Raw genomic sequence first — 6212 nt, 5'->3', positions numbered from 1 at the left:
CCCACCCCCTGCACTCTCGGGAACCGAAGGCATGAACAACCACCTCGACCCCCTCGACCACGCCCTCCAGCAGCGCCGACGCGACATGGACACCGCGTTCGCCCACTACGACCCCGCCGCCGCGACCCGTCGCCTGGCCGCGCGCATCGTCCAGGAGGAACTCCTCGCCGCCCTGATCCGGCCGGCGGCCGGCGCCACGCCCCGCAACGCCGGGTTCGCCGACGCGCACGCCGCCCAGAACGCCGCCGCCACCGATCTCGAGCACGCCTGCCAGGCGATCATCGCCCACCCCACCACCGGCCCCCGGCTCGGCGACTTCGTGCACAAACGCGCACCCGCCGGGGCATTGGTCTTCGGCTGCCTGCTCTACCTCACCGGCCGGCCGGCCCCCGCCGCGTTCTGGTGGCGCTACGCCGCCGGCGCCGACAATGTCGAGGCGATGCGCCTGCTGACCCTGCACCACCGGGTCGAGGGCGAACCCCAGGACGCCCACCACTGGGCCGGCCGCGTCAACGCGGCCGCCCCGGGCCCGGCGCCCGCCCACCCCGGCGACGGCGGCGACCCACACGCGTACGTCGCAAGGGTCGAGCCCGGCATCGAGGAAGTCGACGACCCCGACCTCGGCGAGATCTGCCGACCCAACGAACGCTTCCCCTGCCTCCTGGAGGCCGCGGGCCGCACCTGACACACAAGGCCGCACGCGACCCCGACTCGCCCGACTCGCCCCACCCGGCGGGCGGCGCCCGGAGCACCCCTCGGGCGCCGCCCGCCTCGCCCTTGCCCTCGCGACGAAGGGACCGCAGTGACCACGACGACCACGACGACCACGACGAACGCCACCCCCGCCCCGATGCTGTCCGCGAGGCCGCACGGACCCCACGTACTGGTGACCCTGTCCGGCGAACTCGACGTCGCCACCGTCACCCCGCTGTCCGAAGCGCTCGAAGCACTCACCGACACCGACCGCCCGCACCTGCTCGTCGACCTACGCGCGGTCACCTTCCTCGACGCCCGCACGATCACCGCCCTCGCGCAGGCTCATGCCCGTGCCCTCGCCCGCACCGGAACCGTGCGGCTGATCTGCGTGGACGCCTTCATCCTGTTCATCCTGCGCCTTCCCGACCTGACCCCACACTTCGACATCCTCGACAACCTCCCCGACCCCGCGCCCGACCGGTCGCCAGTAGCCTCACCACATGACAACCTCGACCACCGACCGCCTCCCGACCCAACGTAGGCGCCTGACCGGATGGGGACGCACCGCGCCGTCCCACACCGACGTACTGAGCACGGAAAACCTCGACCTCATCGTGCGAGCGGTTCGGGAGGCGGGCACGCGCGGAGTGATCGCCCGAGGGCTGGGTCGTTCGTACGGGGACCCCGCGCAGAACGCGGGTGGCCTGGTGCTGGACATGACGGCTTTACGAAGGATCCACTGGATCGACGCAGACTCGCGGTCGGCCGTGGTGGACGCGGGGGTGAGCCTGGATCAACTCATGCGTGCCGCACTGCCGTTCGGGCTGTGGGTGCCCACTCTGCCGGGAACCCGGCAGGTGACCGTCGGCGGCGCGATCGGTTCCGACATCCACGGCAAGAACCACCACACGGCCGGCAGCTTCGGCAACCACGTGACGTCGATGGATCTGCTGACCGCCGACGGCGAGGTGCGCACGATCACGCCGGACGGCCCGGAGTCCGACCTGTTCTGGTGCACGGTGGGCGGCATGGGGCTGACGGGTGTCGTTCTGCGCGCCACGGTCCGGATGACCCGAACCGAGACCGCCTACTTCGTGACCGACCACGATCGCACGGAGTCCCTGGAGGACACGGTCGCGTTCTTCTCCGACGGATCCGACGCCGGATACGACTACTCCGCGGCCTGGTTCGACGTCATGTCCACCGGCCCGCGCCTGGGCCGAGCGGCGATCGGCCGAGCCTCGTTGGCGAAGCTGGACGAACTGCCGAGGAAACTGCGCTCGAATCCGTTGCGGTTCGACGCCCCACAGTTGATGACGGTGCCCAACGTCTTCCCCAGCGGGGTGGCGATGAACCGGCTCTCGTTCGCCGCCCTGGGCGAGTTCTACTATCGCACCACCCCACCGCGCGGCCGGGGCCGGGTACAGAACCTGACGGCCTTCTACCACCCGCTCGACCTGTTCGGCGAGTGGAACCGCGCCTACGGTCGCAAGGGCTTCCTCCAGTACCAGTTCATCGCCCCCTTCGGCCGAGAAGCCGAGTTCTGTGACCTGATCCGGCACATCGCGGGGTCCGGGCAGTACTCCGCGCTCAATGTGCTCAAGCGCTTCGGCGCCGGAAACCGTGCCCCACTGTCCTTTCCCGCGCCCGGCTGGACCATCGCGGTCGACTTCCCCGTCAAAGCCGGCCTGGGCAGGTTGTGCGACGAACTGGACGAGCGAGTACTGGACTTGGGCGGCAGGTTGTATCTCGCCAAGGAATCCCGGGCCACACCGGAGACCATCCAGGAGATGTATCCCCGGCTGGAGGAATGGCGCAAGGTTCGGCAACGCGTGGACCCCGAGGGCGTTTTCGTCTCCGACATGAGCAGACGCCTCGAACTGTGAGGCCCACCCGAACAGTGCGGCGGTGAGCCGGACGGTGACAACGACCCGCAAGGACGTACGAACGGTCGTCGCTCGCCGAACCGTCGGGCCGAGAGCGGCGATACGCGATCACCGCCGGCGCGCCGCGCACCGCCGACTCGTCGCCCCGCCTACCGATTCGAGTCGGCCGCGGCCAGTAACCTGACGTCGTCTCGTTCCACCAGGAAACCGATGGGTGAAGCAGTGCGTTCGTTCCTCAGCCGGCTTGATCGGGTCAAGCACGAAGTGGCCAAGTCAGGGGTTGTGGGGGCTTTCGGTTTTGTCGTCAACTTCCTGGTGTTCCTGGGCTGCAAGCAACTCCTCCACTTGGAGCCCGGGCGTTCGAGCGTCGTCTCCACGGCTGTCGCGATCCTCTTCAACTATGTGGGCATCCGGTTCTGGACCTATGGCCATCGCGAAAACGACACGCGTGGGCGCGAGTTCGCGCTGTATCTGGGGTTCAGTTTCGTGGGAATGATCTTGGAGCTCATTCCGGTGATGGTCGTGAACTACATCCTCCACGCGAGCTCGACCCCGACGGACATGATCGCCAAGTTCGGTGTCGGGCTCCCCATGGCGACACTGTTCCGTTTGTTCGCGTATCGCACCTGGGTCTTCACCGACAACGGTTCGCGGTTCGAGGAACGGGTGTCCTGACCTGCGGCCCGCGCCGTTCGGTCCGGCCCATGGCTCTCGTTCGGCTTCGACGGCGGGTCGTCGGCAGGGCCTGTGTCGGGCGCCGGATCCCGGTTAGGCTCACCCGGGTGCGGATCACCAAGTACACCCATTCCTGCGTGCGGTTGGAACGCGACGGCGGTGGCGTGTTGGTCATCGATCCCGGCGTCTGGAGCGAGAGCGAAGCCCTCGTCGGCGCGGACGCGGTCCTGGTGACCCACGAACACAGCGACCACGTCGACCTGTTGCGGTTGCAAGGGTTGGGGATCCCCGTCTACGCACCGGAGACGGCTCGGATCCCGGGCCTGGATTTCGTCGGCGTCGCGCCCGGCGAGGACTTCGGTGCGGCCGGCTTCGAGGTGAGCGCCCACGGCGGGCGACACGCGCGCGTCTACGGCGACCTTCCGGACTGCGCCAACCTCGGTTACCTCGTCGAGAACTCCCTTTATCACCCCGGGGATTCGCTGCACGTTCCCGGTCGGCCGGTGGAAACCCTGCTGGTACCCCTACAGGGGTCGTGGCTGAAGACGGACGAGGCCATCGACTTCGTGCGTGCCATCGAGCCCGAACGGGCGTACGGCATCCACGACGGCCAAATCAACGAGCGGGGACTGAGCAGCCTCAACGGCTGGCTCACCCAGGAGTGCGACGGCCGCTACCGCAGACTCCCACCGGGCGCGACGGCCTGAAAACCGACCGGCGGCCGGCCGCCCCCGTCCCTACCGGTCCGCGGTGGCCGGGGCGCGCCTGGGCTTACCGGACCGCCGGCTCCCCGATCCGGAAACCGCTTCCGTTGAGCGGTCCGAGGCCGGCCGTGATCTCCACGCGCCGCGACGTTTGCCCGGTGATGAATTGCGTACTCGCCTCCGCGAGCCGTGCGTCGGCCTGCCCTCGGTAGCGGAAGTACACGCTGATCCGATGGTCGCCCGGCGGCACCGGAATCTCCTGTTTGCCCCACTTGGCGACGTGCTCCGTGCCGTCGAGCTCGATCACCGGCTTCGTCAGCAGGTGATGGAACCAGGCGGCGACGGGAGACGGCTTGACGCTGATCACGACAACTGCCCCTTGATCCGGCATGCGTCGAGGCTATCAACGCGACCTTCGGCGTTCGAAGCCACGGGGGTCGACGGCCCGCGCGATGCCGCGCGCCCGTCAGGTGTCGAAGTGGCCCCGTGCGTTCTCGATGTCTTCGAGGTATCGGTGGGTCCACTCACAGATGGCATCGACCGTGGCGCGCAGGGCTCGGCCCGGCACGGTGAGTGTGTATTCCACTCGCGGCGGCACGGTGGCGTACACCTTCCGGTCGACCAGGCCGTTGCGCTCCAGCATGCGCAGGTTCTGGGTGAGCATCTTGTGGCTGACGCCCTCGACCTCGTTGCGCAGTTCGCCGAAGCGCAGGGTGCGCTCGCCGAGTGCCTCGATGATCAGGAGCGCCCACTTGTTGGCGACGTCCGAGAAGATCTCGCGGGCCAGGGAGTCGGCGCGCCTGAGGTCCGCGTCCTCGGGCAGGCCGGTGAGCAGTTGCTTGGTCACCATCAGGTTCCTCGATTACCAAAAAGTGCGTTCTTCCAGGTCGACCCTCACTCTCTTATGGTTTCCGAGTAACCACAAGAGAGCGCAGCTGAAAGGCGAATACGATGGCGACCGTCGATGTCTTCCACCACAACGTGCCGGCCGAGAGCGACTTCGGCTATGCGCAGGCGATCAGGTCCGGCGAGCTGATCCACGTCTCCGGACAGCTCGCCTTCGACGAGGCGGGCGAGTGCCTCTACTCGGACGACTTCGCCGCCCAGTTGGAGCAGACCTACCTCAACACGGACAAGATCCTGGACCACTACGGCGTCACCCGGAACCAGGTCGTGTCGCAGACCCTGTACCTGGTGAACCTGCGGCAGGACGCAGCGGCGGTGTCGAAGGGAAACCTGGCGTACTTCGGCGACCACCGACCGGTCAGCACGGTTCTCGGTGTCACCGAACTGACCGTCCCGGGCCAGGTCGTCGAGATCAGCTTCGTCGTCGACACGCGACTGCCGGCCTGATCCGGGTGGTGGTCAGGAGATGGTCAGGCCCCCGTCCACGACGAGCGTGGTGCCGGTGACGTAGCCGGCGGCGTCGGAGGCGAGAAAGAGCACCGCAGCGGCGAGTTCCTGTGCGTTGCCCAGGCGGGGGATGGGGAGGGTGCTCAGGCGGGCTGTGAGGTAGTCGTCCGGGTACTGGTCGGTCATCTCCGAGGCGAAGAAGCCGGGGGCGATGGCGTTGACCCGGATGCCGCGGCGGGTGCTCCACTGCGCGGCGAGGTCTCGGGTGAGGCCGAGCAGCCCGGCCTTGGAGGCGGAGTACGCGGCTTGCGGCAAGCCGGCGGTGACCAGGCCCAGGACGCTGGAGACGTTGACGATGGAGCCACCGTCGGGCATCACGCGGGCGGCGGCCTGAGCCATCCAGTACGCCCCCGCCAGATTGACGTCCAGGACCGATCGGAACTGGTCGGGCGTTTCCCGGATCGCCGGGACGGCCGTGCCGACGCCGGCATTGTTGATCAAAACCCCGACCGGTCCGAAGTCGGCCGCCGCTTCGGCCAAGACCTGGCACTGCTCGGGCGAGGCGACGTCGGTGGGCACGCACAGCGCCCGCCGCCCGATCTTCTCGACCGACGCGGCGGTCTCGGCGAGGCGGTCGGCCCGCCGGCCGGCCAGGACGATGTCCGCCCCGGCCTCGGCCAGGGCCTGGGCGAAGATCACTCCGACACCGGAGGACGCTCCGGTGACGATGGCGACTCGGCCGTCGAGTCGGAAACGGTCCAGGATTGTCATGACGGTCTCTCCTGTGTGGGCGAACATAGGCGAACGGGGGCGAACACTTGGGTGGGTCGGCGCCTGGGCGGGCCGACGGCGCGGAACGCGGCCCCGACCGCCGCCGCACAGCCCGCGCCCGCAACGG

The 6212-nt window shown here is 68.7% G+C and carries 9 protein-coding genes; 6 read left to right on the top strand and 3 right to left on the bottom strand.

The window, feature by feature from the left end; translation table 11 throughout:
* The 5 genes from GT354_RS22545 to GT354_RS22525 form a co-directional block, all read left to right on the top strand.
* On the top strand, positions 1–685 hold a 685-nt coding region (locus GT354_RS22545; protein WP_237535345.1), incomplete at its 5' end, for a hypothetical protein.
* Between the two features lie 117 nt (positions 686–802).
* Entirely contained in the window at positions 803–1237 is a 435-nt protein-coding gene (locus GT354_RS22540; protein WP_346012125.1) for an STAS domain-containing protein, read from the top strand.
* Positions 1197–2582 carry an FAD-binding oxidoreductase gene (locus GT354_RS22535; protein WP_161358185.1) on the top strand — a complete coding sequence of 462 codons (1386 nt, stop codon included), beginning with the start codon at positions 1197–1199 and terminating at the stop codon, positions 2580–2582. The genes GT354_RS22540 and GT354_RS22535 overlap by 41 nt, the downstream gene beginning before the upstream one ends.
* 210 nt (positions 2583–2792) lie before the next feature.
* A complete protein-coding gene (locus GT354_RS22530) occupies positions 2793–3257 on the top strand; it encodes a GtrA family protein (protein ID WP_161358184.1) in 465 nt (154 codons plus the stop codon).
* Positions 3258–3364: 107 nt separating this feature from the next.
* Positions 3365–3964, top strand: coding sequence for an MBL fold metallo-hydrolase (locus tag GT354_RS22525; protein ID WP_161358183.1), 600 nt, complete (start codon positions 3365–3367; stop codon positions 3962–3964).
* 64 nt (positions 3965–4028) lie between these two features.
* Here the strand turns inward: GT354_RS22525 and GT354_RS22520 are convergent, their stop codons facing one another.
* Positions 4029–4352, bottom strand: a complete 324-nt coding sequence (locus GT354_RS22520; protein WP_161358182.1) for a hypothetical protein — start codon at positions 4350–4352, stop codon at positions 4029–4031.
* A gap of 75 nt (positions 4353–4427) precedes the next feature.
* Positions 4428–4811 carry a helix-turn-helix domain-containing protein gene (locus GT354_RS22515; RefSeq protein WP_161358181.1) on the bottom strand — a complete coding sequence of 128 codons (384 nt, stop codon included), beginning with the start codon at positions 4809–4811 and terminating at the stop codon, positions 4428–4430.
* Between the two features lie 101 nt (positions 4812–4912).
* On the opposite strand from GT354_RS22515, the gene GT354_RS22510 reads away from it, so the two are divergent.
* Entirely contained in the window at positions 4913–5314 is a 402-nt protein-coding gene (locus GT354_RS22510) for a RidA family protein (RefSeq protein ID WP_161358180.1), read from the top strand.
* 12 nt (positions 5315–5326) lie between these two features.
* Here GT354_RS22510 and GT354_RS22505 read toward each other — a convergent pair whose 3' ends face one another.
* Positions 5327–6085: an SDR family oxidoreductase gene (locus tag GT354_RS22505; RefSeq protein ID WP_161358179.1), complete on the bottom strand. Its 759-nt coding sequence runs from the start codon at positions 6083–6085 to the stop codon at positions 5327–5329.
* Positions 6086–6212: the final 127 nt, after the last annotated feature.

The sequence above is a fragment of the Streptomyces sp. SID3343 genome (genome assembly GCF_009865215.1).
Classification (GTDB): Bacteria; Actinomycetota; Actinomycetes; order Streptomycetales; family Streptomycetaceae; genus Embleya.
The sequence above is the reverse complement of the archived record's forward strand: the minus strand, read 5'-3'. Positions and strand labels throughout refer to the sequence as shown.

Bases quoted from the DNA above. Each gene is read 5' to 3' on its own strand.
- GT354_RS22535 (WP_161358185.1), top strand. From the start codon at position 1,197: ATGACAACCTCGACCACCGACCGCCTCCCGACCCAACGTAGGCGCCTG.
- GT354_RS22530 (WP_161358184.1), top strand. From the start codon at position 2,793: ATGGGTGAAGCAGTGCGTTCGTTCCTCAGCCGGCTTGATCGGGTCAAG.
- GT354_RS22520 (WP_161358182.1), bottom strand. From the start codon at position 4,352: ATGCCGGATCAAGGGGCAGTTGTCGTGATCAGCGTCAAGCCGTCTCCC.
- GT354_RS22515 (WP_161358181.1), bottom strand. From the start codon at position 4,811: ATGGTGACCAAGCAACTGCTCACCGGCCTGCCCGAGGACGCGGACCTC.
- GT354_RS22510 (WP_161358180.1), top strand. From the start codon at position 4,913: ATGGCGACCGTCGATGTCTTCCACCACAACGTGCCGGCCGAGAGCGAC.
- GT354_RS22505 (WP_161358179.1), bottom strand. From the start codon at position 6,085: ATGACAATCCTGGACCGTTTCCGACTCGACGGCCGAGTCGCCATCGTC.